General features: G+C 63.2%; 20 protein-coding genes and 1 pseudogene. 3 read left to right on the plus strand and 18 right to left on the minus strand.

Annotated features, from left to right (window positions below):
• Positions 1-14: 14 nt before the first annotated feature.
• From A4F85_RS12040 to A4F85_RS12090, 18 genes and pseudogenes are all read right to left on the minus strand, one after another.
• Positions 15-977, minus strand: coding sequence for an iron chelate uptake ABC transporter family permease subunit (locus A4F85_RS12040; protein ID WP_063326709.1), 963 nt, complete (start codon positions 975-977; stop codon positions 15-17).
• Positions 977-1,981, minus strand: coding sequence for an ABC transporter permease (locus tag A4F85_RS12045; RefSeq protein ID WP_063326710.1), 1,005 nt, complete (start codon positions 1,979-1,981; stop codon positions 977-979). Before A4F85_RS12045 ends, A4F85_RS12040 begins: the two co-directional genes overlap by 1 nt.
• The gene (locus tag A4F85_RS12050) at positions 1,978-3,777 is read right to left on the minus strand and encodes an ABC transporter ATP-binding protein (protein WP_063326711.1); all 1,800 of its coding nucleotides are present in this window, start codon (positions 3,775-3,777) and stop codon (positions 1,978-1,980) included. The genes A4F85_RS12045 and A4F85_RS12050 overlap by 4 nt, the downstream gene beginning before the upstream one ends.
• Positions 3,771-5,585 (minus strand): ABC transporter ATP-binding protein, encoded by a 1,815-nt coding sequence (locus A4F85_RS12055; protein ID WP_063326712.1) that lies wholly within the window; start codon positions 5,583-5,585, stop codon positions 3,771-3,773. The genes A4F85_RS12050 and A4F85_RS12055 overlap by 7 nt, the downstream gene beginning before the upstream one ends.
• Before the next feature lie 153 nt (positions 5,586-5,738).
• Entirely contained in the window at positions 5,739-6,746 is a 1,008-nt protein-coding gene (locus A4F85_RS12060; RefSeq protein ID WP_063327968.1) for a FecR domain-containing protein, read from the minus strand.
• 17 nt (positions 6,747-6,763) lie between these two features.
• A complete protein-coding gene (locus A4F85_RS12065) occupies positions 6,764-7,282 on the minus strand; it encodes a sigma-70 family RNA polymerase sigma factor (protein WP_013803359.1) in 519 nt (172 codons plus the stop codon).
• Between the two features lie 137 nt (positions 7,283-7,419).
• Positions 7,420-8,733, minus strand: a complete 1,314-nt coding sequence (locus A4F85_RS12070; RefSeq protein ID WP_063326713.1) for an SGNH/GDSL hydrolase family protein — start codon at positions 8,731-8,733, stop codon at positions 7,420-7,422.
• A gap of 227 nt (positions 8,734-8,960) precedes the next feature.
• Positions 8,961-9,509 carry a hypothetical protein gene (locus A4F85_RS30570; RefSeq protein ID WP_156517012.1) on the minus strand — a complete coding sequence of 183 codons (549 nt, stop codon included), beginning with the start codon at positions 9,507-9,509 and terminating at the stop codon, positions 8,961-8,963.
• Between the two features lie 365 nt (positions 9,510-9,874).
• Entirely contained in the window at positions 9,875-10,189 is a 315-nt protein-coding gene (locus tag A4F85_RS30575; RefSeq protein ID WP_156517013.1) for a hypothetical protein, read from the minus strand.
• A 227-nt stretch (positions 10,190-10,416) separates the two neighbouring features.
• Positions 10,417-11,058: a hypothetical protein gene (locus tag A4F85_RS31135; RefSeq protein ID WP_231890535.1), complete on the minus strand. Its 642-nt coding sequence runs from the start codon at positions 11,056-11,058 to the stop codon at positions 10,417-10,419.
• A 29-nt stretch (positions 11,059-11,087) separates the two neighbouring features.
• On the minus strand, positions 11,088-11,528 hold the full coding sequence (locus A4F85_RS30585; protein WP_156517014.1) for a hypothetical protein: 441 nt from the start codon (positions 11,526-11,528) through the stop codon (positions 11,088-11,090).
• A 47-nt stretch (positions 11,529-11,575) separates the two neighbouring features.
• Positions 11,576-12,236 (minus strand): annotated as a pseudogene (locus A4F85_RS31420) (RHS repeat-associated core domain-containing protein); the annotation flags it as partial.
• Between the two features lie 278 nt (positions 12,237-12,514).
• Positions 12,515-13,021, minus strand: coding sequence for a hypothetical protein (locus A4F85_RS30590; RefSeq protein ID WP_143290080.1), 507 nt, complete (start codon positions 13,019-13,021; stop codon positions 12,515-12,517).
• Positions 13,002-13,322: a hypothetical protein gene (locus tag A4F85_RS30595; RefSeq protein WP_156517015.1), complete on the minus strand. Its 321-nt coding sequence runs from the start codon at positions 13,320-13,322 to the stop codon at positions 13,002-13,004. Before A4F85_RS30595 ends, A4F85_RS30590 begins: the two co-directional genes overlap by 20 nt.
• Positions 13,319-17,515 (minus strand): RHS repeat-associated core domain-containing protein, encoded by a 4,197-nt coding sequence (locus A4F85_RS12075; protein WP_231890536.1) that lies wholly within the window; start codon positions 17,513-17,515, stop codon positions 13,319-13,321. The genes A4F85_RS30595 and A4F85_RS12075 overlap by 4 nt, the downstream gene beginning before the upstream one ends.
• A 517-nt stretch (positions 17,516-18,032) precedes the next feature.
• Positions 18,033-19,547 (minus strand): tripartite tricarboxylate transporter permease, encoded by a 1,515-nt coding sequence (locus A4F85_RS12080; protein ID WP_012204439.1) that lies wholly within the window; start codon positions 19,545-19,547, stop codon positions 18,033-18,035.
• Positions 19,547-20,116: a tripartite tricarboxylate transporter TctB family protein gene (locus A4F85_RS12085; protein ID WP_063326714.1), complete on the minus strand. Its 570-nt coding sequence runs from the start codon at positions 20,114-20,116 to the stop codon at positions 19,547-19,549. Before A4F85_RS12085 ends, A4F85_RS12080 begins: the two co-directional genes overlap by 1 nt.
• A 216-nt stretch (positions 20,117-20,332) precedes the next feature.
• Positions 20,333-21,292, minus strand: coding sequence for a Bug family tripartite tricarboxylate transporter substrate binding protein (locus A4F85_RS12090; protein ID WP_013803365.1), 960 nt, complete (start codon positions 21,290-21,292; stop codon positions 20,333-20,335).
• A gap of 100 nt (positions 21,293-21,392) precedes the next feature.
• On the opposite strand from A4F85_RS12090, the gene A4F85_RS12095 reads away from it, so the two are divergent.
• Genes A4F85_RS12095 through A4F85_RS12105 form a run of 3 tightly spaced genes read left to right on the plus strand, consistent with a single transcriptional unit; the run spans position 21,393 to position 24,087 of the window.
• Positions 21,393-22,115: a response regulator transcription factor gene (locus A4F85_RS12095; protein WP_012204436.1), complete on the plus strand. Its 723-nt coding sequence runs from the start codon at positions 21,393-21,395 to the stop codon at positions 22,113-22,115.
• Positions 22,116-22,145: 30 nt separating this feature from the next.
• On the plus strand, positions 22,146-23,633 hold the full coding sequence (locus tag A4F85_RS12100) for a sensor histidine kinase (protein ID WP_013803366.1): 1,488 nt from the start codon (positions 22,146-22,148) through the stop codon (positions 23,631-23,633).
• A 4-nt stretch (positions 23,634-23,637) separates the two neighbouring features.
• Positions 23,638-24,087: an RNA-binding S4 domain-containing protein gene (locus tag A4F85_RS12105; protein WP_063326715.1), complete on the plus strand. Its 450-nt coding sequence runs from the start codon at positions 23,638-23,640 to the stop codon at positions 24,085-24,087.
• The last annotated feature ends 21 nt before the right edge of the window (positions 24,088-24,108 follow it).

Here is a 24,108-nt window from a genome sequence, read left to right on the forward strand (position 1 = left end):
GGCCGGGGGCCGGCTCAGGCCCGGCCGCGCCCGCGCACCATGAGGGCAAGGAAGTAGCTGCCGCACACCAGGTTGACGAGGATGCCCACCGAGGTGCGGTAGTTGAAGACATGCTCCACCGCCAGTTGCGCCGCGATGAAGATGGACACGGCCACGGCGCAGCCCAGCGGCAGCGTGACGCGGTGGCGCGCCGTGCCCGCCAGCGCGTAGCTGATGTGGGCCACGAAGATGCCCATGAAGGCCGTGGGCCCCAGCAGGCTGGTGGACACCGCCACCAGCGCGGCAATCAGCGCCAGCTGCAGGCGCAGCTGGCGCTGGTAGTGCACGCCCAGCGAGATGGCCTGCTCGCGCCCCAGGGCCAGCACGTCCAGCACGGGCAGGCTGCGCCGCACGATCACGCAGGCCACGGCCACGATCAGCGCCGACCACAGCAGCTGCGCGGGCCGCGCGCGATTGAACGAGGTGTAGCTGTAGCCCTGCAGCACAGAGAACTCTCCGGGGCTGATGCGCAGCTGCACGAACTGCGTGAAGGTGCCTATCACCATGCCCAGCACCAGGCCCAGCAGCAGCAGGAAGTACACGTTGTCCCGACCCCCGCCCAGCAGCCAGCTTTGCAGGGCCCAGGAGTAGCCCAGCATGCAGGCCACCGACAGCCAGAAGTTGCCGCTGGGGCCCAGCACCACCAGGCTTTGCACGCCCATGGCCAGCACCAGCAGCGCCTGCAGCAGCAGGTAGACCGCCTCGTAACCCATGATGGCGGGGGTGAGGATGCGGTTGCCCGCAAGCGTCTGGAAGACGATGGACGACAGCGCAATGCAGATGCCGCCGATGACGATGGCCGACAGCCGTGTCAGCCGCCGTGCAATGACATAGCCGAAGTCCAGGCCCGATCCCAGCAGCACGAAGCAGGCCGCCAGCGCGACGGCAACCACGGCAGCCGCAATCCATGCGGTTGTCTGAGGCAAGGCCTTGCGCATCACGGCCTCCTGCGCAGGATGAGCACGAGGAAGAGCACGCCGCCCACGCTACCCGCCGTCAGGCCGATCGGCACCTCGAAGGGGTGCATGATCAGCCGGCCCACGATGTCGCAGGCCAGCAGCAGCGAGGCGCCGCTGAGCGCGACGATGGGCAGGGTGCGGCCCAGGTTCTCGCCGCAGCGCATGGCCACCAGGTTGGGAATGACCAGGCCCACGAAGGGAATGGCGCCCACGGTGATGACCGTGGCCGAGACGGTGACGGCCACCAGCACCAGGCCCAGTGTGGCCAGGGCCGGATAGCTCAGGCCCAGGCTGGTGGCCATGCCCTCGCCCATGCCCAGCACGGTGAAGCGGTGCGCAAACGCATAGGTGAGTGCCACGATGGGCACGATGAGGTAGATGATTTCGTAGTGCCCCTGCACGATGCGCGAGAAGTCGCCCAGCAGCCAGCCCTGCATGCTTTGCAGCAGGTTGTGGCGAAAGGCCCAGAACTCGGCGATGGCGCTGAGCACGCTGCCGTACATCAGGCCCACCACGGGCACCAGCACCAGGTTGCGCAGGCGCATGCGGCGGATGATGGCCACGTACAGCAGGCTGGCGCCCAGGCAGAACACCATCGCGAACACCATGCGCCAGGCCACGCCCCACGCGCCCGAGGTGAAGGCCGAGGCGGGCGCCACCGTCAGCGACACCAGAATGCCCAGCTTGGCCGCATCCAGCCCGCCGCAGGTAGCAGGCTCCACAAAGCGGTTCTGCACGATCTGCTGCAGCACCACGCCGCACACCGACAGACCTACGCCCGTGAGTACCAGCGCTGCCAGGCGCGGCAGCCGGCTGGCCGTGAGGGTGAGCCAGGCATCGCCCGACAGCGACAGCAGCTGCCCCCAGTCCACCTGCCGCGCGCCGATGAGCACGGACGCGCAGCACAGCGCGGCAAACGGCAGCAGCCACGGCGCCAGGCGCGGGACCTGCGTCCTTGTCTTTGGCTTCGCAGGCTCGCTCAACGGAGGTCCTCGCCCGTGCCTGTGGCCGTTCCCGTGCGCGTTCCCGCAATGCGCCAGCCCTTGGCGGCGCGCCGCCGCGCCAGAAAGCGCGCATACAGGCCCTGCGCCTGCGCCAGCTGCTGCGGCGTACCCTGCTCGCTCACGCGGCCCTGGTCCAGCACGATGATCTGGTCGGCCATGGCCACGGTGGACAGCTGGTGGGCAATCACGATCAGCGTGCGCCGGCCGCGCAGCCGCGCCAGCGCTTGGGCGATGGCCGCCTGGTTCTCGGCATCCAGCGCGGCCGTGGCCTCGTCGACCAGGAGGATGGGCGCGTCCTTGATGAGCGCGCGGGCAATGGCGATGCGCTGGCGCTCGCCGCCCGACAGGCGCGCCCCGCCCTCGCCCACGGGCGTGTCCAGGCCCTGCGGCAGGCGTTCGATGATCTCGGCCACGCCGGCCTGGCGCGCGGCTTCCATCACCTCGGCATCGCTGGCCTGCGGGCGGCCCATGCGGATGTTGTCGGCAATGGAGCCCTGAAAAAGGTAGCTGTCCTGGAAGATCTGGCTGATCTGCCCGGCCAGCCGCTCGCCCGCGATCTGGCACACATCCATGCCGCCCACCAGAACGCTGCCCTGCTGCACATCGAAAAAGCGCGCGATCAGCCGCAGCACGGACGATTTGCCCGAGCCGGAGGCGCCCACCAGCGCCGTCATCGAGCCCGGCTCCACGCGCAGGCTCAGGCCGCGCAGCACCTCGGGCTGGCCCGGCGCATAGCGGAACACCACGTCGCGCAGTTCCACCGAGGCATCGCGCGGCGCCTGGGGCACGGCAGGCTCGGGCAGCGGCTGGACCGCGAGGATGTCGCGCACGGCATCGAGCTGCACGCGCGCGGCGCGCAGCGAGTCGGCGTAGCCGGCCACCTCCAGCAGCGGATCGACATGGCGGCAGGCCAGCAGCAGGGCCACGATCACCGGGATGGAAGCTTCCATTCCCATGCCCTGTGCTGCAACGCCGCCCAGGCGCTCGTCCAGCCACAGCGCGCCGGCCACCAGCAGGGCCGCAAATACGGCCTGCACGGCCCAGCCATTGAGCACGCCCGACAGCGCCGCCAGACGGATGGATTGCGCGCCCGATGCGCGCTGCCGGCCCAGGGCCTGCTCCAGCCAGCGCGTGCCGCCGCCTTCGCCGTTGAAGGCGCGCAGCACGGACTGCGCCTGGGCAAACTCCACCATGCGCTGGCTGGCACCGGCCATGCTGCGCTGCAGGCGCTCGTCGGCCCGGCGGCCCAGGTGCGCGGTGACCAGCAGCACGCCTGCCAGCAGCGGCAGCGCCAGCAGTGCAATCAGGCCCATGCGCCAGTCCATGGCACACAGTGCGGCCACTACGGCAACGGGCGCCACGGCGCCGCTGAACACGGGCGTGAACACATGGGCCGGCAGCTGGGCCACTTCCATCATTCCCTGCGAAACGACGTGGTTGAGCCGGGCCGTGTTCTCGGGGGTGAACCATCCCACGGGCAGGCGGGCCACATGGTCACCCAGGCGGTGGCGCGCCACGCGCAGCACGGCGGCGCCCAGGCCCAGGCCGGCTTTTTCCACCTGGCGCTGCCAGGCCCAGCACAGCACCACGCCCGCCAGCAGCACGGCCAGCCAGGCCGCGGCGCCGCGCGTATCGCCCGCCAGCAGGCGCGACAGCACAGGCACCAGGGCCGTGACGACCAGCCCGCTCAGCAGGCCATGCAGCACGGCCATCCAGGCATAGCGGCGGAAAAGCCGGTCATCTTCGCCCAGCAGTTGCATCAGGGTCTTCAGCATGGGGGCAGCTCCGGGGCCAGGGCGGGGGAGGAAGGCTGGGCTTGCGTGGGCGGTGGTGCATACCCGCCCAGCGCCCACAGCCGCGCGTAGCGTCCGCCCAGCGCCAGCAGCTCGACATGGCGGCCGCGCTCGCGGATGGCTCCGCCCTCCACCACCAGGATCTGGTCGGCGTGCATGACGGTGTCCAGCCGGTGGGCGATGACCAGCAGGGTGCGTCCGGCGGCCAGGCGCGACAGGGCTTCCTGGATGGCGGCCTCGCTCTCGGCATCGGCAGCGGCCGTGGGCTCGTCCAGCACCAGCACGGGCGCATCCAGCAGCACGGCGCGCGCAATGCTCAGGCGCTGCTGTTCGCCGCCGGACAGCTGGGCGTCTTCGCCGATCACGGAGTCATAGCCGCGCGGCAGCGCCAGGATGCGCTCATGGATGTGGGCGGCGCGCGCCGCCTCCTCCACCTCCTGCGCGCTGGCCGAGGGCCGGCCCAGCGCAATGTTCTCGCGCACGCTGGCGTGCACCAGGCGCACGTCCTGAAGCACAAAAGCCAGGTGGCGGTACAGCTGCCGGGTCTCGATCTGCCGCAGGTCCACCCCGCCCAGCGTGATGCGGCCTTCGTTCGGGTCGAAGAAACGCAGCAACAGCCGGGCGAGCGTGGACTTGCCCGCGCCCGAGGCACCGACCACGGCGGTCACCGTGCCGGGCCTGAGCGTGAAATCCATGCCCTTGAGCACGTCATGCCCCGCCTCGTAGGCATGGCCAACGCCTTCGAAGCGGACTTCGCAGCCTTGGGGCAGCCTGCATTGATCGGCGGCCGGTTGCTCCAGCACGGGCGTGCGCAGCAGCGCCTGCACGCGCTGGGCGGCGCCCGTGGCGTGGTTGAGCGCATGCAGGTTGAAGCTGAGCAGCTGCAGCGGCGCGCTGATGCCCGGCGCCACCAGGGCAAAGGGCAGCACGTCCACGGGCGCCATCCAGCCCAGGGCCGTGAACAGCGTGCCGAAGGCCAGCACCACGCCCAGCACGGCCACGGGCGCGATCAGCGCATTGGCATTGGCGCGCGCCGACACCAGCGGACGCGCAAAGCCGAGGAAGGCGTCGGTAAAACCATCGACGGCCTCGCGGTAGCTGCCATGGGCGCGCCCGCTGGCACCAAAGGCCTTGACCACGGGAATGCCGTGCACGAACTCCACCACCGCGTTGTTGATGCGCGCCAGTCCCGCACCAAAGGCCGGCATGTGGGCGCCGCTGGCCTGCATGGCATGGCGCATCACCAGAAAGAAGATGCCGAACGGCAGGGCCGAGACCAGGGCCATGCGCCAGTCCATGGCAACCAGATAGACCGCAGAAGCGGCCACCGTGCCCGCACCGCGCCCCACCGTGGTGTAGAAGTGCGCGGTCAGCTCGTGCAGGGTGGCCACGTCGTCCTGCATGGCCTGCTTGACCTGGCCCGAGGCCCGCTCGGAAAACCAGCCCAGCGGCACGCGCGCCAGCCGCTGCATGGCCGACAGGCGCAGCCCGTGGGTGAGGCGGTTGTCGGCCAGATGGGCAACCAGCTCGCCCGCCGACACCAGGGCCATGCCCGCGAACAGGCAGACAAGGCACAGCGCGATGACGCGCCAGGCATCGGCCGCCACCATGCCGCCATCGGCCAGCGCCAGCCGCGCGATGTGGGCAATGCCGGCCAGCGGCGCCAGCGCCAGCACGGCGCCCGCAAACGACAGCAGCGCGGCAAGAACAAGCTGCGCGCGGATGGGCTGCAGCGTCTGCGCAATGGGGCCGGGGCCGGCCTGGGGGTCATCGGCATCGGTGGAGTGCATGGGATTTTCTGGAAGGCATGGCGGGACAGAAAACAAGGGCTCTTGCCTGTCTTCCGAACGAGAACGCCAAACCCTCAATCCGCAGGGGCAGGAAGTTGAATCAGCCGGTAACGGGCTCCAAGAAACAGGGAAGGCGCCGTGATGAAAGGCGCCTCAGCCCGCCGCCTGCACCGTGACCCAATAGCGCGTGCGCGAGACCACCTGCACGGGCAGGCCCAGCGCCAGGTTGTGCAGGGCGCGGTCGGTATTGCGCAGCGAGAACACGCCCGTGACGCGCAGGCCGGCCACCTGCGGGTCGCAGCGCAGCAGGCCTGTGCGGTAGCGCGCCAGCTCGGCCACCAGTTCGCCCAGCGGCATGTTGTCGGCCACCAGCACGCCGCGCGCCCAGGCGGCGGCGCTTTCCTGCGCGGCCACCGGGGGCTGGGCCAGATCGCCGGAGAAGACGGCGCCCTGCCCTGCCTCCACGCGCACCACCTGGCCCGGCGCCCGGGCGGGACGCACTTCCACCGCGCCCTCGAACACGGCCACGCGGGACTGCTCATCTTCCTGGCGCAGCGTGAAGCGCGTGCCCAGGGCCTGCACCGTGCCGTGGCGCGAGCGCACGCGCAGCGGGCGCGGCACACGTTGCGGATCAGGCGCGGTGGTCACGAGGATTTCGCCAGCGCGCAGCAGGATCAGGCGTTCGGCCCCGTCAAAGCGCAGGTCGATGGCCGAGGCCGAGGCCAGCACCACCTGCGTGCCATCCGGCAGCGTGATCTCGCGGACCTCGCCACGCGCCGTGCCATGGCTGGCAGCGGCGATTTGCCAGGCATCGGTGCCGCGCACCACATGGGCAATGCCACCGGCCATGGCCATGAAGCCCAGCAACTGCATGGCGCGGCGGCGGCCACGGCGTGGCGCCGGCGACGCAGCGGAGGTGTCCGCCAGCGCATGCCGCGCAATGCCGCCGGGCACGCTGCGCAGCTTGTCGTCAAAGGCCTGCAGGCGGCTCCAGGCCAGCTCGTGCCGCGGATGCTCGGCACGCCAGCGGGCGCAGGCGGCGCGGTCTTCGTCGCTGGCGTCATCGGCCCACAGCCGGGCCATCCACTCGGCGGCGCGCTGGACAATGGCCGGCTCCAGCAGCTCGCTGGAGGCGTCGGGCGATGCCGGTGATGAGGACATGCGGGCGGGCCGGCCGTTCAGCACACCGGGCCGTGCAGCGCCTGGTAGCAGGCCAGCAGGCCGGCGGCGATGTATTTCTCCACCGAAGACACGGACACGCCCAGCTCGGCCGCGATGTCGCGGTAGGCCATGCCGTCGAGCTTGCACAGCAGCAAGGCCTTGCGCGCCTTGGGCGGCAGGCCGTTCAGTGCGGCGTCGATCTCCACCAGCGCCTCCAGCGCCAGGGCACGTGTTTCTTCGGAGGGCGCCATCTGCTCGGGCAGCAGGGCCAGCGCTTCAAGATAGGCCGCCTCCACGCGGCGACGCCGGTACAGGTCGATCACCAGGCCGTTGGCAATCTGGGTGAGATGGCGGCGGTGCTCGTCGGCCGGCGGAACACGGCCGGTGCGCAGCAGTTGCAGGTAAACGTCGTGCGCCAGATCGGCCGCATCAAAGGCATTGCCCAGCTTGCGGCGCAGCAGGCCGCGCAGCCAGCCGTGGTGATCGGTGTAGAGAATTTCGACTTGTTGCTGAAGCGCAAACTCGGCGGCGGCCACGATACCCCTCCCTGTATCCCAGGGCACAGGCAGGCCAGGGACGAATAACAAATGAGAACCATTTGCATTTTATAGGGAGACAGCCCCGCCGCCGCCAACGCCACCATCAACGCCACCTCCACCGCGTGCAGGCGCGGCTAGCGCGGCAGCAGGCCCGGCAGTATGGCGTTCAGATCCACCGCATCGGCCATGGCGCGATTGCCTTCGTCGCCAGGATGCAGCCGGTCGCCCGAGTCGAAGCGCGCCGCCATGCGGGAAGGATGGGCGCCATCGCGCAGCACGGCATCGAAGTCGATCACCGCATCGAAGGCGCCGCCCAGGCGTATCCAGGCGTTCACCTGCCGGCGCAGATCGTCCTTGTCGTCCTGGTAGTAGTCGTCCAGCGGCGTGCCTGGCAAGGCGCCCTCGAAGGGTGGCAAGGTGGCGCCGATCACGCGCAGGCCGTGGCTGCGCGCCCTGGCAACCAGCTGGCGATAGCCCTCTGCCATGTCCTGCAGGGTGGGACGCGGCGCCTGCCGCGCAAAGGCCGTGCCGGGCCAGGAAATATCGTTGATGCCCAGCAGCAAGATGAGGCTGCGCACACCGGGCTGGGCCAACACATCACGCTCCAGCCGCGCCAGCGCATGCTCGCCCATGCCATCCGACAGCAGGCGCGCGCCCGAAATGCCGGCATTGACCACCGCCGCGCCGTGCGGCGCAAGGCGCGCGGCCAGGAAATCCGGCCAGCGGCTGTCCCGGTCCAGGCTGGCCGTGGCGCCGTCGGTGATGGAGTCACCCATCACCGCTACCACGGGCGCCGCGGGTGACGCGGGGTCGGCCTCGACCTGAATACCCGCCAACAGCGGGCGGGCCGTGCTGCTGATTGCGCCAGGGTCCGAAGTCCGCAGCGCCGCAGCAGCGGACTGGTCGCCAGCCACGATCCAGCCGGTCTGGCGCCCATCCCAGTGAAAACTCTGCACAGGCATGGCGCCGGGCAGGTACAGGCTCACGGCCACCTGCGACAGCGCCGCCAAAGGCAAGGCCACAGGGTCGCTGACCAGGGATGCGCCTGCGGCAATGGTGGCTTGCGCGCCGCCGCCAAAGGTCACGGCCTGCAGGCTGCCAGCGTCAATGGAGCCCTGCGGCAACGGCTTTGCCACGGTCGCCCTGCCCACGGTCACAGGCTGGCCGCCATAGGCGTTGGAAAGCACGATGCGCAGGCGCGGCCCGCCCAGGCTGACGCGCGCCACCTGGCGCACGGTCTGGTCCTGCAGAACGGCGGGCAGGTTGGTGGGAAAGAGGAAGTCCGCCCCCCAAACCGGCTGCGGGCTGGCCTGCCAGGTGGCAGCCCAGTTGGAGGCTTCAGCCGAATCCGCTAGCACCGTCGAATCCGCCATGGCAGGCGTGGAAATCAAAAGCGCCAGAAGGACCGCGCCCGAGGCCGTGGAAAGCGATGGAAAAAGTTGCCGCATGCAAGGAATCCGATGTCTGTCGATGGCGGGATCATGGATTCAAGGGCTGCGCGGGACTAGACGGTCTGCTGGAACACCATCTGTGAATTTAATTCACGATGAGGCCTGTGCTGTGCTTTGGCAGCGAGGATGGGATGCGTATTCAAGCGTTTTTTTGTAGGAGCGATGCAAGGCTGAGGCGGTCTTTTGACGGCAAAAATCACATCCTATAGATTCACCCGCGTCAATTACCTGATGTCCAGATATTGCATTTCAGGCTTGAAATCGCCATGCTCACAATATTTCTTCACCATTTCCGAAGTGTATTCAGTCGAATTCAAATTAGTAGCCGTTGTCGCCTTCGTCACATAATAAATTTCTTCAATAGAGCTTACTTTTCCAACCAGATATAGATTTTCACCAAATCCATTCGAAATGTCCTGAAAAGCGCACCACCCTGATTTTATTTCCTCAACGCCCTTTTGAAGCAGCGCGACTCCATTTTTTGATGATTTCATATTCATCTTTTTCTGAAAATCAATAGATTGAATTTTTTCCAGCTGAAAGAACATATAAAAATTATTAGTTTCCACATCAGCATATATTCTGATATTAAAGGCAGTTTTTGGTAAAAAAACGGGAACCCAAGAGATATATCTTTGCCCATCTTCACCCAATAGATCATAGGAAGAGAAGAAGCTCTCCTTTTCATCTTCGACTGAAGAAATAAGAAAAATAAATCCCAAAAGTGCAACCACAACGAATGATCCGAAAGATACTTTTATTATCTTCTTCATGGGCTTATATATTAAATACTCATGAAACAAGCGCTTATTTCGCAAGATCCAAAAATGAAACTCCAAAAATTCAAGTGGCGCCTCTATTCCTTACAGCCTAACTAATCTACATCCGCCACCAAAATTACCGTGACTATTGGATAATTTAACATGCATAACAGTAGCGCTCCGGCCAAAAAGAGCCATTTATTGTTTGCAACAACAGCTAGTCCAACATCAGCAAAGAAAAAAATCTGTGCACACCCACTCCAGAATGGATGCAATATTTAAAGACTGCCTTAACTGTGTGAGTGCGTTAGTTAAAAAAGGCTATGGCAATTGGCACAAGTCTTTACTTCAAGGAAAGTTAAATCGCGGTAATATTTTCATCTACCCAAACAACCATATTCACCCACCGAATTATTCCTCACCATTTCTTCTCCAGAAGAAATTATTTCACTATTTTTTATAAAGAAATAAGTAAAAATACCATCGTCCATTAATTCTTTGTACTCCACATCATCCTTTAAATCACTTGAATATTTTCTCAGCTCTTCAAGAATAACTAATTTTGGCGTATATGGCGGAAATACACAAACAAAGTCGTAATCTTTATTTATATAATAATCAAAACCATCTTTTCTGAAGAAAAAATATCCATTTAGCAAGATTAAAATAATAATTACCAATTTAATCCTCATGGAGTTTGCCAGTCTTTTCTTGCATTAAGCGCACCAGAGTTTTTCTATGATCCATACACCGCCATCATCAATACTATCTTGGAAATTATTTTTCACGATCTTTGTCAGGTGTTATTTTTTTCTCTCTCTGCTGCTTATTATTACTTCTACAAAAAATCAACACAAGAATAATTATCGGACTAATGAGCAAATAAATCGTCACCAGCATTTTTATATTTCTTGGAACCTCACAATAAACAGAGGAAAATATGCTTATTATCCAAATTGATGCATATATTGCTTTCCTTGTTGAATGCAAATATATAGATCCAACAATGCAAACCAAAAATACGAAAAATATTGCCCAAAAATAATACAACACCACATCGGTTGCAAAAGCGAAAGCCGGCATGGGTAATGCAAGAAAGAAAATCAGTCCAATCGCATCCGCAAGTAATTTTGAACGCATTGATTTCATTGCCTTTGAAATCTTTCCAAGCTTGTTCTGTAATTTTTCCTAGATCACTATTATCGCCCGGTTGTACTATTTCCTGGCTTAAGTGATGTGCTTTATGAAGCAATCCTTCTTCACCACTCCATACCTCAAACCTCTGCGAGACGTCCCCTGTGGGTTGTATTCCTGCAGCACATTGCCACAGGGGTCCTACTGTGCGACCCAGGCCACTAACCCTCGCTGGTCGGTCAGGGCCATGGGCGTGCCCAGATGGTCGCAGTGGTAGTGATGGATGGCTACGGAGCCCTGTTACGCTCGCTCCTGCTTTTGCAGTTACTTGCGCATCTCCTGCAGCATTTTCATGGTGTGCTCGTCGTGCATACCCAACATGACCAAGCGATCTGCGCGCGTTTTGGCCCATCTTGTTATAACCCATGGGGCTGAACAATCTACGCATATCGAGACTCACTGTGACTGGTGATCTTTATTTTCAACAATCTCTTTACTTATTAGAAAATCACCGTATGGCCATACGGTTATGGTGGTCGTTCTAATAAAATTGTTATTTCCGTCAGATCTTGAGTGTTTTGATAACTTGAAATAATGAGTTTCTTCTCCCAATGTATTTGAAACACTTATTGATGCAGGGAAAGCAGTTGGTTTAATGTTCGATTCTTTTATCCTAATTACGACATTTTTACGAATTAGGCAGCGATGGCTTTGCCATCCCAATATATCTTTGACACTCAAATCATAGTCTGGATTTCCAAGCTTATTAAAAATATAAGACAAATTAAATCCCTCTATATCCGATAAATCAATTTTCATCGGTGCCATCAAGAAAATTAGCAAAGATATTATTTGAAAAACAAGCGCTGCCGCTATTATGTAAACTGCTGCTTTCATCATCTTTTTCAATCTTTTCATCTTCTATATATTTGATTTTCTTTAGGCTATACACCATTCCATGCCCAACCAGTTGAATGTGATCCGTCTTCTGAGCCTGCGCCAATGGTTGTACGACTCCCCGTCACGAATGGCACATGCCCAGTAGCGTCCCCATATAGGCATGCTACTGCAACAATATTACCAGGCTTTGTAGAAGTAACAAATTCAAATACGGGAATTGCTTTTTTGTGGATTTTCCCAATCTCCAGCAGTTGCTGGTCCTCTTGGGATAATTCCGAATCTGTAGCGCGATGGAGATTCGACATCTGCATTTTCTAGCACTTCATGAACAAAGAGATTACATTTATTTTCGACCCAAAGCCAGAAATCGAGGCGTATGAATATCTTTCTTGATTTTTTATTTTTCCCCGCTGCTTTCAAAATTCTCTCTGCACACAAGCCCAAAGGATCAATGGAAATCATGGGATTTATCGCATATATACTTTTGTTTACCCCTCCGCCCAACCCGGTCGGATCCTGATTGATATAACTCTCCACCACAGGATCGTAATATCGATGCTGGTTGTAATACAGCCCCGTCTCCCTGTCATGGGGCTGCCCCGGCAGTCGGATCGCCTAGTGGATGCCTTGAGGGTTGTATTCGTGCAGCACATTGCCCCATGGGCCCAGCTTCGCGGCCCATGCCACCTGGCCGGTCCGGTCCGTCGGCTGCTGAGCTGAATGGTCTTCAATCGTTGGTCTTTACTGTGCTCATGTCGCCAGCAGTCATGCAGGTACTGATTTCTGTGGGAAATTCAAAATACGCTCTAGATAGCCGGATTCGGCACCTGTACTTTTTTACCTCATCCACCTTGCCATAATGGCCTTAATTTCTCCTAACGCGTAAGTACTTTGAGCTTATCGCATTAGTCATAATTTTTACCATCAAATTTATTGTGCTCGTCTGGTGCTTTTCCATCAAGACGAAAAATTCATAACATGCATTAATCGCATGAAACATCTTTGCCATTTACTCTTATAGCTCCCTCTGTGGCCGGCAGAATGCCTTCATCAGCCTGAGCCGAATATCTCCAGAATATTATTATTGGATTTTTCTTCAAAAGAGAGCAATCATTGTTTATTAATTTATTTATGTTTATTTCTCCGGATAATTCACCCCCGGCAGGTATTGTTTTTAAATCTGAATTGCTCCCAATTGGGAGAAATAAGCCAATTGGCTTAAGATCTTCTGAATCAGAGTAGGCGCTAAGATTTATCCCACGAATAAGGAGGGACGATGGAAGGGAGTCTTTTCTTAATTTAATATCCTTTGATGAGTTGTTTGCAATATTTGTTTTTATTGAGTTTTTTTCTACTTTTAAGGTCAAAGAATATTCAATGATATTTAGATATTCCTTGGATTCTCCATGAGATTCATGGGGAAGGAATATCAATATTATCATCTTGACCAAATACGTTGTAAGTCTATATTTAATTCGGATAGGTGCCATGATGGACTTTCAGGAGTTCTTTCTTCGTAGTTCGTATCTCTGCTTCGATTCCGTATGCAGTGCATCCAACGGGTGGATCCTTTAAAGAATTTTCCAGAATGGTTATTTCCAGTTCATGCGCTTTTCTTTCTGAGGCAAGGCGGATTTTTTTATTACTTGTTACAATTTGAGATATCCCTTTATTTCCTTTGCATACATCTTTATTTGATTTTAATATGTCTTCTTTGTGAGAATTTTCGTGCGCAACGGTAGTGCCGAGAGCATTCTGACACTTTCCTGCATTATTTGAGTTTATTTTCACTTCCTCATCATCACAATACACTGTGTTGAAATTGAGTGGATTATCTGGATCTGGAGAATCTCTGGATAAGTAATGCCTGATCTGACCCAATCGAGACCCAATGGATCATAGCGTCTTATAGGGTTATTGGCCCCGTAGCTAAAGACGTTGAACCCCCCCATCAACCCAATCGGATCCTGATTGATATAACTCCCCACCACCGGATCGTAATACCGATGCCGGTTGTAATACAGCCCCGTCTCCCTGTCATGGTGCTGCCCCGGCAGCCGGATCGCCTGGTGGATGCCCTGCGGGTTGTATTCCTGCAGCACATTGCCCCAGGGGTCCAGCTTGGCGGCCCAGGCCACCTGGCCGGTCTGGTCCGTCAGCGCCATGGGCGTGCCCAGGTGGTCGCAGTGGTAGTGGTGAATGGCGATGCGAGCGTGCTGTTCTTTTTCCTGTGCCTGCAGCTTGGCATGCATGCCGTTGAGTAGGCGTGTAGTGCTGTCTGCCTGTTCACCCAGGATCGCCTGGGCACTGGGCGGCAGGCCGTGCTCCAGGGTGTGGCGCAGGTGGCGGGCGGCGTCTTGCTGCATGTCGCGCGGCATGGCGCTGAGCATGGTTTGCATCAGGGCCAGGGCCGGCGTGTGGTTGGGGTCGTCCTGGTCGGGCAGGCCTGCGGTGATGGCTTGCACCAGCAGGTGGGGCTCGCTTTGCGGGTCGCCGCTGGCCGTGGTGCTCAGGCGCACCAGGGGGGTGAAGCTGCCCGGTTCGTAGATGGTGTGTTCTATGTGGCGCGTGTCATCGCCGCCCTGCAGGCGCTCGGTGTGGATGAGGCGGTCGCCGTCCCAGCCGTAGTAGTGGGTGCGTGTGGGCAGTTCGGTGTCTGCGCTTTCGACCTGCTGCTTGAGCCTGCGGCCCAGGGCGTCGTAGGTGTAGCGGCTGTGGTGGCGCAGTTGCTCGGCGTTGCCCTGGATCTGGCTGCTGCGCACCGCTATGAGCTGGTGGGCTCCGTCGTAGTGCAGTTGCTGCTGGCTGTGGTCTGCCTGCATTTGCGCGATGCGGTTGCCGCAGGGGTCGTAGCGCCAGACGCAGTCTTCAGTGAAGCCGATACGGTTGTCTTCCCAGCGCTGCACGGGGCCTTGCCGCTGGCCTACAAGGTGGCTCAGGCCCATGAGGTTGAAGTCGGTGTGCCGCCAGTGGGCATGGACCTGGGCAGCCCAGTTGTCCTGGGTGTTCGTCTGGCCCGGTGCGCCGGGTGCACCGGGTGCTGGCAGGCGGTTGCCTGCGGGGTCGATCTGCCAGCGGGTGGTGGTCTGGGGGTCCTGGCTGTCGGTGGCCGCTCTGAGGCGCCCTGCGCTGTCGTAGCCGTAGCGCAGCAGTTGCGCGGCCTGGCCCGGGGCGCCGGCCTGTTCGATGGCAACGAGCTGGCCCAGGCTGTCGTAGTGGTAGCGGCGGCCGAGGATCTGGCCTATGAGGGGCTGGACCAGGTGATCACGGCCTTCCGTGCTTTGAAGGCCTGTGGTGCCCAGGGCCGTGAGGCGGCCCAGGCTGTCCCATTGGCGTTGCACCTGCAGGGAGTTTTGCGCATCTGCTGCGGGGTTAGGTTGGTGCAGGCTGCGGCGGACTTCGCGGTGCAGGCTGTCGCGCTCGAAGTCGATGAGGCTGGCTCCGTTGAGCTGCAGTCCGTGTACATGGCCTGAGCCGTAGGTGAGCCAGGCGATCTCTCCCAGGCCTTGCAGCTGGCTGTGCTGGCGTGCGCCCAGGCGGTCCAGCGTGTGGGCGATGCGGTGTTCGTATTCGATCTGCTCTGCGCCCCCGTTCCCGCCCCCGTCCTTGCCTGGGCGGTACAGCTGCTGCACTTCTCCGGTGATGCGGCCCAGGGCATCGCGCTCCAGTGCTATGCGGCTTTGCAGCTGGATGGTGTTCTCTGCGGTGTTCTCGCCAGTGTGCTGCCAGACGCTGGCCGCCGTGAGGCGCCCGGCGGCATCCCATTCGTAGCGGTGGGTTTGTGCAGGCGCATGGGGCGTGGCGGGCAGCTGGCGTTCGACCAATCGCCCGCCTTCGTCCCAGCGGTAGTGGCTGCTGGTTTGCTGTGCGGCGTTGCCGTCCGTGGCTTCCATGAGCTGGCCTGCCGCGTCCCAGCGGTAGCGCTGCAGCCGTTGGTCAAACCCTTCTTCCTGCACGAGCCGGTCCAGCGCGTCCCAGGCAAAGCGGCTTTGCGCTCCGTTCTCGTTGACGAGGCGCAGGAGGCGGCCTGCGCTGTCGTATTCGAAGGCCAGGGTGAGGCCGCCATGTGTTCGCTGGATGAGCCTGCCCCAGAGGTCGTAGCGCAGGTGGATGCTGGGGTCGGCGGTCTGGGTTTCGCTGGAGGTGCCGGCAGGCTGGGCCGGCTCGATGCGCGTGAGGTGGCCTGCGCTGTCGTAGTGGTAGCGCTCGATCTGGCCGTTGGGCAGTTCGCTGGCCACGATGCGGCCCTGGCCATCGCGCTGGTGGCGTTGGCGCTGGCCCAGGGCGTTGTCCACTTCGATGAGCGCTCCCCAGCGGTCGTAGTGGTAGTGCGTGCTGTGGCCCGAGCAGTCGGTGTAGCTGAGCAGTTGGCCCGCGTCGCTCCAGGCCAGCTGTTTGCTGCCACCCTGGGCGTCTTCGATGCGCCGGGGGCTGTCGCAGGTGAGCGGCGCTTCCTGGGGATCGGGGTAGTGGTAGCGCTCGGTGCTGCCGTCGGCCTGGGTGATCTGGGTGAGGCGGCCCCAGTTGTCGTATTCGTAGCCGGTGGTGGCCCCTGCCGGGTCGGTGGAGGCGAGCAGGCGGCCGGTGGCTTCGTCGTGTTCCTGCTGGGTGCTGCGCCCGTCGGGCAGTTGCACGCCGATGAGCCGGCCCTGGCCATCACGCCTGAGGTGGACGCTGCGCCCCAGCGGGTCGGTGCGCGAGGCCAGGCGGCCGAAGCTGTCGTAGGCCTGCAGCCAGCGGCTGCCATCGGCCTTGTGGTGGGCGATGAGGCGCGACAGGCCCGCTGCGCCTTCGAAGTAGTAGGTCTCGATGCGATCCAGGCTGTCGCTGACGCGGGTGGCGGCGCGCGGCTGGCCGTCCGGGCCCGGGGGCTGGGCCAGGTAGTCGAAGCGGTAGCTGAGGCCTTCCTGGTTGCTGTGCTCGATGACGCGGGCACCGGGCTGGGCGCTCTCGTAGCGGTAGCGGTGCCAGGGTCCGCTGGCATGGCGGTGGGCACTGATGCGGTGGTGGTCCCATTCGAATTCGCGCACGAGCTGGCCTGCGCGGTCGTGGACGGTGATGAGGTCGCCTACGCTGCTGTAGCCGTAGCGCACGAGGGCGATGGGGGTGGACAGGGGATGCATCGGGTCCTGCACCAGATCCACGCCTGTGACTCGCCAGCCGTCGTCGGTTCCCCACAAACCCAGCGCATCCCTGCCACCATGGATGCGCTGGTGCAGCAGCCGGTAGCGCCGGCCCGTGCCGTCGCTCAGCGAGACCAGGCGGCCTGCGGGGATGGGGTCCTTGCTCGCACTGTGGCCGGCCTCAGGCGTGGTGCCGTCGCTGTAGTGGTAGAGCTGGCGGCGTCCGAAGCGGTCGATCCGGGCCATGAGGCGCCAGGGACCGGCGATAGGTTCACCGGGAGCAGGGCCAAAGCCCCAGAGGGTGTCGCCATCGCCGCTGACCGCAAGGATGGCTTCGGGGTTGCGCACCAGTGCCTGTTCCACATGGCTCCAGCGTGGGTTCGCAGCCCAGGGCGCTGTGCCCTGTTCAGGGCTGCCGCCGCGCAGCAGCCAGATGTCCTCGCTGGCACTGTGCAGCTGGCCGCCCGGCGCCAGGGGCTGGTCGAAGGTGATGACGCGGCCGCTGGCGTCCAGCAGCAAGGTGGCCTCGTCCTGCAGGCGGATGCTGAGCTCCTGCAGCAGGTGCCAGCCATGGCCCAGCAGGCCGCAGGCCGCGCCGTGCTCGGGGTTGACGTAGCTGCTGTACTGGCGCTGCCAAGCCACAGGCAGCGCGGCCGACGGCAGGGCGAAGTCCAGGTCTTCTGCGCCCAGCAGGACCTTGGCGCCGAGCTGGGGGTTCACAGGGGATCCGACGGTGATGCCGTCCGGGCAGACGGAGCAGGCCAGGCCGCCCTGGCTGCCGATGAGCACGGTGAGCGAGCCGGTGACGATCTTGCCCTTGACGACGCTGTCGGTGATGCGGGCTGCGGGTTTGCCACTCATGCAGACTTCTCCTGAGTGGACTTGATGGCGCAGTCGCAATGTATCGCTGTATCCAGGGCGGCAATTGCTTCACATTGCCTCATTCCGGGTAGATGGAAACAGTGGCGGATTCTCTGATGGCCAGGCATTTCATGAGAATGCAGTGGCTCGCCCCATGGCGTGCGGATGGCAAATGGTCGTGTCATTGTGTCAACCGCCCTACGGACGGCTCCCTCTCTCGATGAGCGGGAATCATAGACAGGCCACTGGCAATGGCGCAATTGATTTATGCGTCAGACTCCTCTTATAAATGTAAGCAAATTGATTATCTTGGATACATCAGCAATTGAATGCCGCCTCACCAATGGAAGGACATATCGATAAATTTCTCATGCCATTGGTGCAATGGGGATGAGGCGCCTGCTGACCCGCATCAAGGCGCGCCAATAAAAAAAGCCCCTGCCTCGAAAGGCAGGGGCTGTCAGGGGCCCGGGGCGCCATGCGTGGCACCGCCGGGCCGGCTAGCAACGGGTTGGCATCAGCCGGCAGCCGCCTCCGGCGAGGGCTTGGGCTGCAGGCGCTTGAGCACGCGCGGCACGATGAGCACGCAGGCCACGATGATGATCAGCGTCAGCGACATGGGGCGCTGCAGGAAGATCCACCAGCTGCCTTCGCCGATGGACACGGCATTGCGCATCTGTGCCTCGGCCAAGGGGCCCAGGATCATGCCGACCACGACGGGCGCAGTGGGGAAGTCGAAGCGGCGCATGATCACGCCCAGCACGCCGATGCCGTACAGCAGGAACAGGTCGAAGGCGCTCTGGCGCATGCCGTAGGCACCCACGGTGGCGAAGATCAGGATGCCTGCGTACAGCTGGGGACGCGGGATCTTGAGCAGCTTGACCCACAGGCCCACCATGGGCAGGTTGAGCACCAGCAGCATCAGGTTGCCGATGTACAGCGAGGCGATCAACGCCCAGACCAGGGCGGCGGACGAGCTGAACAGCTGCGGGCCGGGGTTGATGCCGTAGTTCTGGAACGCGCCCAGCAGCACGGCCGTGGTGTTGCTGGTGGGAATGCCCAGGGTCAGCAGCGGGATCAGCGCGGCGGTCACGGTGGCGTTGTTGGCGGCCTCGGGGCCGGCCACGCCTTCAATGGCGCCCTTGGTGCCGAACTCGGCACGGTTCTCACCCTTGGCCAGCTTCTTTTCGGTGGCGTAGCTCAGGAAGGTGGGGATCTCGGTGCCGCCGGCAGGGATGCAGCCGAAGGGTGTGCCGATGACGGTGCCGCGCAGCCAGGCGGGCCACGAACGCTTCCAGTCACGGCCGGTCATGTGCACGCGGCCCATCCTGTTTTGCGTATCGACGACCTTGCCTTCGTACATGGCGGCATACAGCACCTCGGCCACGGCGAACAGGCCCACGGCCACGAGCACGATGTCCACGCCGTCCAGCAGTTCCATCTTGCCCATGGTGTAGCGCGCAGCGCCCGAGATCTGGTCCATGCCGATGCAGCCCAGCGCCAGCCCCAGGAACAGGGCCGTCATGCCGCGCAGCGCGCTTTGGCCGAGCACGGCACTGACGGTGGTGAAGGCCAGCACCATCAGCATGAAGTACTCGGGCGGGCCTAGCTTGACGGCGAAGTCGGCGACCGACGGTGCGAACAGCGTGACGACCACGGTGGCCACGGTACCGGCCACGAAGGAGCCGATGGCGGAGGTGGCCAGCGCGGCGCCCGCGCGGCCGCTCTTGGCCATCTTGTTGCCCTCCATGGCCGTGACCATGCTCGCGGTCTCCCCGGGCGTGTTCAGCAGGATGGAGGTGGTGGAGCCGCCATACATGGCGCCGTAGTAGATGCCCGCGAAGAAGATCATCGAGGCGGTGACCTCGACCTTGGCGGTAATGGGCAGCAGCATGGCCACGGCCACGGCCGGGCCGATGCCGGGCAGCACGCCCACGGCCGTGCCCAGGGCGCAGCCGACCAGAGCCCACAGCAGGTTGGCGGGTGTGATGGCGGTGGCGAAGCCCGCCATCAGTGCGTCAAAGATTTCCATTACAGCCACCCTGTCTCAGTCAGGCCCGGCAGGTTGATTGCCAGGAATTGCGTGAAGGCCCAGAACACGGGCGCCGAGATGAGCAGCCCGGTGACCACGTCCTTGACCCAGGTGATGGGTGCGCCCGCCTGGGCCTGGCCGCCAGCACGGCGCAGGCCCTGCACGGCCAGCACGTAGCAGATGGTGCAGCTGACGATGAAGCCCGCCGTGCCGATCAGCGCGGCGTTGACCATCAGGCCGGCCGACACCCAGACGAAGGCGCCGATGTCGGCGCGTGGATGGCCGCCAGGGGCAGAGGCTTCGCGGTAGCCGCCCGTGCGCGCCTCCCAGACCAGCCAGGCGCCGCAGACCGCGAGCACCACGGCGCACAGCCAGGGCAGGAAATTGGGGCCGACGCCGCCGTAGCCGGAGTCGGAAGGGATCTGCAGCGCGCCGAAGGCCAGGCCTGCAGCGACGAGCAGCACGCCAGAGCCGACGATGGTCTGCGCGCGAACCGAGGGAAAGCCGCTGGGCTCATCGGCCTGGGCGGCATCCGTGGCAAGTGGATTGGGTTGTGAGGACTCGGACATGGTCAGTTCCTGGCCGCAGCGGAACCGGCGACCGGGCCGGCCACCGCTGCAGACGTGGGGAAAAAATTAAGCCGCCGGGGCCAGCGGGCCGCTGGCGCGGCGCGCGGGCATCTTCCGCTTCTTGAAGCAGGCGCTGCGACTGGCGCCTGCCGTGGCCCGCAGGAGTGCGGGCCTGTGGCCGCACCGGCCCCGCAAGAGGCCGGTGCAGCCGTGCGATCACACCATGCCGGACTTAACCATGGTGGCGCGCAGGCTCGCGAACTCCTGGTCCACGAACTCGCCGAAGGCATCGCCGGCCAGCCACGCGGGCGTCCAGTCGTTCTTCTGCAGAGCCTCGGCCCAGGCCTTGCTCTTGGTGGCCTTCTCCAGCATGGCGACCAGCGCGTCGCGCTGGGGCTTGGTGATGCCGGGCGCGCCGTACACGCCGCGCCAGTTGCCGATCTCGACGTTGATGCCCTGCTCCTTGAGCGTGGGCACGTCCACGCCCTTCAGGCGCTGGCCCGAGGTCACGCCGATGGGCTTCATCTTGCCGGTGCTGATGTACTCGGCGAACTCGCTGAAGCCGCTGCCGCCCACGGTGACGTTGCCACCCAGGATGGCGGAGATGGCCTCGCCGCCTCCACGGAAAGCCACGTAGTTGATCTTGGAGGGATCGACGCCGACTTCACGCGCGATCATGGCCGCCGCAATGTGCTCGGTGGAGCCGCGCGAGCCGCCGCCCCACTTGACGGAGCCCGGGTCCTTCTTGAGCTGGGCGATCACCTCGGCCATGTTCTTGAAGGGCGAGTTGGCGGGCAGCACGAACACGTTGTATTCGCTGGTCAGGCGCGCCAGCGGCGTGGCCTGCGTCAGGTTCACGGGCGGCTTGCCCGTGATGATGCCGCCCAGCATGACGGCGCCCATGACCATCATGGCGTTGGGATCGCCCTTGCTGCCGTTGACGAACTGCGCAAGACCGATGGCGCCAGCGGCGCCGCCCTTGTTGTCATAGGTGACGGAAGCAGCCTGACCAGCGTCCTGCAAAGCCTTGCCCAGGGCACGGCCCGTGGTGTCCCAGCCGCCGCCGGGGTTGGCCGGCAGCATCATCTTGACGGCGACCGCAGCCTGGGCAGACAGCGGCAGGCTGCCTGCGGCGGCCAGTGCGGCCAGCGACTTCAGAAAAGTATCACGACGCATGGTTTGACTCCTTGTGTTGTAAGGCTGTCGATGATCGGTTCGCTACCTGTCAAATGGCTGTCCAAACCCCTAGGGGAATCCCTAGATCGCTCTTGGCGCGATGGCCTGCATCGCGCCCGGTGCTAACGTGCGGGCCATGCAATTGCTGCTCGTAGAAGATGACAACGCCATGCGCACCACGCTGCAGCGCACGCTGATCCGGCGCGGCATCCAGGTGGAGACGGCGGCCGACGGCCCCTCGGCCCTGGCGCAGTGGCTGGTGCGCGAGCCCGACGCCGTGGTGCTGGATTTGAGCCTGCCCGGCCTGGACGGCCTGCAGGTGCTGGAGCGTGCGCGCGGCCAGGGCCTGCGTACGCCCGTGCTCATCCTGACCGCGCGCGGCACCGTGGGCGACCGCGTGCTGGGCCTGAACGCCGGAGCGGACGACTACCTGGCCAAGCCCTTCGACCTCGACGAGCTGGAGGCCCGGCTGCGCGCCCTGCTGCGCCGCAGCAGCGACAGCTTCGCGCCCAAGCCGCCGCCCGAGACCATTGCCATGGGCGCGCTGCGCTACGACAAGACCAGCGGCGCCATCCACCGCGATGGCGAGATCATGGAGCTGACGCCCCGCGAGCTGGCCCTGATGCACGCCCTGCTGGCGCGCCCCGGCCATGCCGTGGCCAAGGAGCGGCTGTTCGCGCTGGTGTTTCCCGGCGAGTCCGACGTGCAGTACGAGGCCGTGGAAGTCGTCGCCTACCGGCTGCGCAAGAAGCTGTCGGGCACGGGCGTGCAACTGGTCACGCTGCGCGGCCTGGGCTATCTGCTCAAGGCCGAGTCGGCCTGACGCATTGCCGCATTCCAGCACCGCAAGCCCATGCGCGACCCCGGTCTTCCCCTTCCCGCCCCCGCCCGCGCGCGCCAGCCCTGGTCGCTGCGCCGCCAGCTGCTGACGGGCATTCTCGTACCCGTCATTCTGTTCATTGGTTTCAATACCTGGAGCCTGTACCACCAGACTCTGGCTGCGCTGAACACGGCCTATGACCGCACGCTGCTGGCCTCGGCCAAGAGCATCAGCGAGCAGCTGGATGTGACGGGCTATGACGAGTCCGCCCAGTTGCATGCCATCGTTCCCTACTCGGCGCTGGAGATCTTCGAGGCCGACAACCAGAGCCGCATGTTCTACCGCGTCTCCACGCTGGACGGGGAAATGGTGTCGGGCTTTGGCGAGCTGCCCATGTGGCACGGCGTCATCCCCCAGCGCCCGCCCTACGCGGCCCTGGTCGATTTCTACGACGCACAGTTCCGCGGCCGGCCCGTGCGCATGGCCGTGCTGCTGCAGCCCGTGGCCAGCGCCAAGGGGCGCGGCATGGCCGTGATCCAGGTGGCCGAGACGCTGGAGCTGCGCGAGACCCTGGCCCTGCAGATCCTGCGCACCACGCTGGCACGCCAGGCACTGCTGGTGGCTGCCGTGGCGCTGATCGTGATCTTTGTGGTGCAGCGGGCCACCCAGCCCGTGCGCCAGCTCAGCAGCGACCTGCGCTCGCGCCCGCGCGGCGACCTGAGCCCGCTGTCGGCCCCCGCTGCGCCGCGCGAATTGCAGCCCCTGCTGGAGGCCATCAACCAGCTCATGCTGCGGCTGCGACAGCTGCTGTCGGACCAGAAGCGCTTTGTGCGCGATGCATCGCACCAGTTGCGCACGCCGCTGGCCGTGCTCAAGGCCCAGCTGCAGTCGGCCCAGCGCGGCGATGTGCCGGCCGAGCAGGCCTTCGAGGAAATCGGCGCCACCGTGGACCGCGCCACGCGGCTGGCCAATCAGATGCTGGCGCTGGCCAAGGTCGAGCAGCTACGGCAGGAAGACAGCGCCGAGCCGGCATCGCCCGCCCCCAGCCTGCTGGACGAAGTGGTGCGCGACGTGGCCATCGAGCTGTCGCCGCTGATTGCCGAGCAGGACATCGACTTCTCCATAGACACCGAACCCTGCCCCGTGCCGGCCCATGAATGGATGCTGCGCGAACTCACGCGCAACCTGCTGCACAACGCCATACGCCACATGCCTGCGGCCGGCAGCCTGCACATCAGCGTGCACCAGGCCGGCAGCCAGGCCGTGCTCAGCCTGCGCGACAGCGGGCCAGGCATAGACAGCGACCTGGCCCAGCGGCTGTTCCAGCCGTTCTCGGCCGGCAATGCGCGCAGCGGCTCGGGCCTGGGGCTGGCCATCTGCCACGAGATCGTGCAGACGCTGGGCGGCGCCATCGAACTGCGCAACATCTACCGGCAAGGCCTGGTCTGCGGATTGCATGCGCACGTGGCGATTCCGCTGCAACCGGCCACTGGCAAGCACCCCGCGCCGCGCGCACAATAACGCCATGACCGATATCGAATCCATGCGTCTGGACAAATGGCTGTGGTGCGCGCGTTTCTACAAGACGCGCAGCCTGGCGGTAGAAGAGATCGGCAAGGGCCGCATCACCGTCAACGGAGCCCTGGTCAAGCCCGCGCGCGAGGTGCGCTGCGGCGACACCGTGGCGCTGCGCCAGGGCCAGATTCCGCGCACCGTGGTCATTCGTGGCCTGTCCGGCATGCGCGGCCCCGCGCCCGTGGCCCAGGCCCTCTACGAAGAAACCGCCGCAAGCCTGGCCGAGCGGGAGCGCCTGGCCGAGCAGCGCCGGCTGGCGCCCGAGCCCGCCAGCAGCATTGCCGACCAGCACGACGGCCGCCCCACCAAGCGTGACCGCCGCCAGATCGACCAGGTGCGCGAGCGCGGCAACTGGGACAGCCGCTGGAGCGCATCCATCGACGACCTGGACCGGCGCTGAATCCTGCGGCCCTGCCCGCCT

The organism is Delftia sp. GW456-R20 (genome assembly GCF_001622915.1).
Taxonomy (GTDB): domain Bacteria; phylum Pseudomonadota; class Gammaproteobacteria; order Burkholderiales; family Burkholderiaceae_C; genus Comamonas; species Comamonas acidovorans.

What these genes read in the sequence shown, in the direction of transcription:
- A4F85_RS12040 (WP_063326709.1), bottom strand. Translation starts at nt 977, where the DNA reads ATGCGCAAGGCCTTGCCTCAGACAACCGCATGGATTGCGGCTGCCGTG.
- A4F85_RS12050 (WP_063326711.1), bottom strand. Translation starts at nt 3,777, where the DNA reads ATGCTGAAGACCCTGATGCAACTGCTGGGCGAAGATGACCGGCTTTTC.
- A4F85_RS12055 (WP_063326712.1), bottom strand. Translation starts at nt 5,585, where the DNA reads ATGCACTCCACCGATGCCGATGACCCCCAGGCCGGCCCCGGCCCCATT.
- A4F85_RS12060 (WP_063327968.1), bottom strand. Translation starts at nt 6,746, where the DNA reads ATGTCCTCATCACCGGCATCGCCCGACGCCTCCAGCGAGCTGCTGGAG.
- A4F85_RS12070 (WP_063326713.1), bottom strand. Translation starts at nt 8,733, where the DNA reads ATGCGGCAACTTTTTCCATCGCTTTCCACGGCCTCGGGCGCGGTCCTT.
- A4F85_RS30570 (WP_156517012.1), bottom strand. Translation starts at nt 9,509, where the DNA reads ATGAAGAAGATAATAAAAGTATCTTTCGGATCATTCGTTGTGGTTGCA.
- A4F85_RS30575 (WP_156517013.1), bottom strand. Translation starts at nt 10,189, where the DNA reads ATGAGGATTAAATTGGTAATTATTATTTTAATCTTGCTAAATGGATAT.
- A4F85_RS31135 (WP_231890535.1), bottom strand. Translation starts at nt 11,058, where the DNA reads ATGGGTTATAACAAGATGGGCCAAAACGCGCGCAGATCGCTTGGTCAT.
- A4F85_RS30585 (WP_156517014.1), bottom strand. Translation starts at nt 11,528, where the DNA reads ATGAAAGCAGCAGTTTACATAATAGCGGCAGCGCTTGTTTTTCAAATA.
- A4F85_RS30590 (WP_143290080.1), bottom strand. Translation starts at nt 13,021, where the DNA reads ATGGCACCTATCCGAATTAAATATAGACTTACAACGTATTTGGTCAAG.
- A4F85_RS12075 (WP_231890536.1), bottom strand. Translation starts at nt 17,515, where the DNA reads ATGAGTGGCAAACCCGCAGCCCGCATCACCGACAGCGTCGTCAAGGGC.
- A4F85_RS12080 (WP_012204439.1), bottom strand. Translation starts at nt 19,547, where the DNA reads ATGGAAATCTTTGACGCACTGATGGCGGGCTTCGCCACCGCCATCACA.
- A4F85_RS12085 (WP_063326714.1), bottom strand. Translation starts at nt 20,116, where the DNA reads ATGTCCGAGTCCTCACAACCCAATCCACTTGCCACGGATGCCGCCCAG.
- A4F85_RS12090 (WP_013803365.1), bottom strand. Translation starts at nt 21,292, where the DNA reads ATGCGTCGTGATACTTTTCTGAAGTCGCTGGCCGCACTGGCCGCCGCA.
- A4F85_RS12095 (WP_012204436.1), top strand. Translation starts at nt 21,393, where the DNA reads ATGGCCTGCATCGCGCCCGGTGCTAACGTGCGGGCCATGCAATTGCTG.
- A4F85_RS12100 (WP_013803366.1), top strand. Translation starts at nt 22,146, where the DNA reads ATGCGCGACCCCGGTCTTCCCCTTCCCGCCCCCGCCCGCGCGCGCCAG.
- A4F85_RS12105 (WP_063326715.1), top strand. Translation starts at nt 23,638, where the DNA reads ATGACCGATATCGAATCCATGCGTCTGGACAAATGGCTGTGGTGCGCG.